Raw genomic sequence first — 3,066 nt, 5'->3', positions numbered from 1 at the left:
GTAAGCGAGTGGTGAATACGCCTTGACGAGGCCTTAAGCGCGTCTGTTTGGTTGTCGGTTAACATCGCGCTACGAAATCCATTAATACTCTCGGCGCGCTAGCCCCCAGACAAGCTTTCACGTGACAGAGCCCCCAAGCTAATGTAAGCATAAAGTCACGAAATAGTGGCAAGGACTCCAAAGGCGATGCTTGAAATTCTACAAGGTACCCCCCTCTGGGTTTTCGGCGTTTTTCTACTGATCTGTTATTACGGATTCAAAGCTCTACGGCCTACCCGAGAGAGCCCGAGCGTCCTGCTTATTACACCCTGTATCTTTGTATTTTGGTCTCTTTTTTCACTTAACTACCGCGGTCACCTCACGATGACGTTAAGCGCGTGGTTAACAGGCATAGCCGTAGGGAGCGCCACTGCATTATTTTTGTTCCCTACGCGTTGCCTAACTCTTGACGATGCCGGAAGACGACTTGTCGTGCCTGGGACTTGGAAAATTCTCGCGATATACCTGCTTTTCTTTGCTGTGAGATATTTTATTGGCTATCAAGCAGCCGTGCATCCCGAGCGCTCGAATGATGTCCAAATCGTCTTAATCGCCTGCACTGTATCGGGATTTACCGTGGGTCTTTTTTGCGGTCGTGCTACAAGCTTTTACCGTAAATGGTTAAAGCTTCGTGTTACCTAATAGTAATCAGCATTCACCGGCCATCACGTCTTATAGATCTAAGCAAGTTGCCACCTATGCGGCAGCAACTGATCGATTTCACTCGCCCGCTGCGTCGGCAGGCGCGTGAGAACATCCTTTAGATAGGCGTACGGATCATGGCCATTCAGCCGCGCTGACTGGATCAAGCTCATGATCGCCGCAGCCCGTTTTCCGCTGCGTAGCGACCCGGCGAAGAGCCAGTTCTTGCGCCCAAGAGCCCATGGCCGGATCTGGTTCTCCGCCCAATTATTATCAATGGGGACCGCCCCGTCATCGAGGTAGCGCGACAGCGCTGCCCAGCGTTTAAGGCTGTAATCGAGTGCTCTGCTGATGGCCGAACCTTCGGGCACAAGATCACGCTGCACGATCATCCAGACATGCAGCCTATCCATCACCGGCACGGCTTTTTCTTGCCGTATTCGGCGCCGTAAATCCGGCTCCAGGTTACGCACTTCGCTCTCGACTTCGTACAACAGCTGGATGTAGTGCAGGGCCTGCTCGGCGATCTGGCTCTTGTTGGTTGCATACAACTCAAAGAACTTGCGCCGGGCATGGGCCATGCAGCCGATCTCGGTCACGCCGAGTTCGAAGCTGGCCTTGTAACCGGCAAAATCATCGCAGACCAACTTGCCTTTCCAGCCTTGAAGGAAGTTACGAGCATGCTCGCCAGCGCGGCTGGGGCTGAAGTCGTAGACGACAGCGGCTGTGTCGCAGAACTGGCTGGTGGCATAAGCCCAAACATACGAGCGGTGGGTTTTCTTGGTGCCCGGAGCGAGCATCTGCACAGGTGTTTCATCCGCGTGCATGACCTGTTGCCCGATCACTACGTCACGCAAGGCATCGACCAAGGGCTGTAACTGCACGCCTGTCATGCCAACCCACTGAGCCAACGTGGAGCGTGGAATCGCCAAGCCGGCACGACTAAAAATCGATTCCTGACGGTAAAGCGGAAGATGGTCAGCAAACTTCGCAATCATGACGTGAGCAAGTAACCCGGCAGTCGGGATGCCCTTGTCGATGACCTGCGCCGGCACAGGTGCCTGGATCAGCGTTTCGCAGTCATCGCAAACCCACTTGCCACGGACATGGCGCTCAACGGTAAACTCGCCCGGCGTGTAGTCCAGCTTTTCACTGACATCTTCACCTATGCGTTTCAGCGCGCAGCCGCATGGGCAGTGAGTGTTGTCTGGTTCGTGATGGATCAACGTTCGCGGAAATTCTGCCGGCAATGCGGTGCGCTTGGGCTTTTGCTTTTCCTCGGTCGCCGCTGATGCTATTTGCAACGCCTGAAGCTCGGCCTCAATCGCCGCGATATCAGTATCGATCAGGTCATCAAGCAGGCTGGCCTGATCAGGACTCATCTGCTCACTGCGCTTGGCAAACTTCAAACCCTTGAGCTGTGCGATCTCGAGGGTCAGCTTCTCGATCACCGTTTGATCGCGGTTGATCTTCTTGCCCATGGTCTCGACTTGCGACAGCAATTGCGTAGCGAATGCACGCAGTTGGTCGGGAGTCATTTGATCGAGATTGGATGAGGAAGTCATGCCTTGGATTTTACCAAAGCAGACCGTCTGCGACAGCAAACCAAGATGCTAATTACAGTTTCTAAAGCACCGTGATTGCACCGCCAGCGCCAATCCGTTGCCAAGGCAGGCCAAGCACCAAGGCCTGAAGTTGCTCTACATCCAACTGCAATTCACTGCCTTGCCGAACACCTGGCCAATGAAATTTACCTTGGTTCAAGCGACGTGCCGCCAGCCAGAAACCAATCCCATCGTGTACCAGCACTTTGACCCGAGTCGCGCGGCGATTGGCAAACAGATAGGCGCAGTGCGGCTTCGCCTCACCGAACACCGCGATCACTCTGGCCAGAGCCGTTTCAGTTCCGGCGCGCATGTCCATGGGCTCGGTGGCAAGCCAGATGGCGTCGATGCGGATCATCGCAAAAGGTCTCGAAGGAATGCGGTGCAGGCAGCAGCATTATAGGTTGGCCAGTTCACTTTGACGGTGCCGCGCGGGTGCAGAATCTCAATGCTGATATTCGTTGAGGATCCCTGGCCTGTTTCGTGCAGAGGCAACGGGATGAATGCAGGCTGGAGCGCCGTGCCTTTCTGTGCTTGCACCCGAATCCATTTGTGGACAAGGTTCGCGTTGAGGCTATGGCTGAGGGCAACGCTGGCAATCGATGCGCCGGGTTGGACACACTCTTGAATGACCTGGGCTTTGAAGGATTTGGAATACGAACGGCGTGTCGGCTGCATGAAATACCCGCTTAAAAGGCTAGAACTGGTGCCCACTTAAATTTAAGTGCACACCATGTCTTGGCTTTGCGGGGCTGGGTAGATGACTTGGCCGGACGCATAC

The 3,066-nt window shown here is 54.6% G+C and carries 4 protein-coding genes; 1 reads left to right on the top strand and 3 read right to left on the bottom strand.

What is annotated here, in order from left to right; translation table 11 throughout:
• Nucleotides 1-165: 165 nt before the first annotated feature.
• On the top strand, nt 166-681 hold the full coding sequence (locus U873_RS37350) for a DUF6622 family protein (RefSeq protein WP_371261383.1): 516 nt from the start codon (nt 166-168) through the stop codon (nt 679-681).
• A gap of 38 nt (nt 682-719) precedes the next feature.
• On the opposite strand, the gene U873_RS0133165 is transcribed toward U873_RS37350, so the two are convergent.
• The 3 genes from U873_RS0133165 to U873_RS35685 all read right to left on the bottom strand — a co-directional run bounded on the left by U873_RS0133165 (nt 720) and on the right by U873_RS35685 (nt 2,963).
• Nucleotides 720-2,246, bottom strand: coding sequence for an IS66 family transposase (locus U873_RS0133165; protein ID WP_025132342.1), 1,527 nt, complete (start codon nt 2,244-2,246; stop codon nt 720-722).
• A gap of 61 nt (nt 2,247-2,307) precedes the next feature.
• A complete protein-coding gene (tnpB, locus tag U873_RS37345) occupies nt 2,308-2,643 on the bottom strand; it encodes an IS66 family insertion sequence element accessory protein TnpB (RefSeq protein WP_025132341.1) in 336 nt (111 codons plus the stop codon).
• Nucleotides 2,640-2,963, bottom strand: coding sequence for a transposase (locus U873_RS35685; RefSeq protein WP_115658657.1), 324 nt, complete (start codon nt 2,961-2,963; stop codon nt 2,640-2,642). Before U873_RS35685 ends, tnpB begins: the two co-directional genes overlap by 4 nt.
• Nucleotides 2,964-3,066: the final 103 nt, after the last annotated feature.

This window comes from Pseudomonas sp. PH1b (assembly GCF_000633395.1).
Lineage (GTDB): Bacteria > Pseudomonadota > Gammaproteobacteria > Pseudomonadales > Pseudomonadaceae > Aquipseudomonas.
Note: the sequence above shows the minus strand (reverse complement) of the source record. Positions and strands in the feature narration are given on the sequence as shown.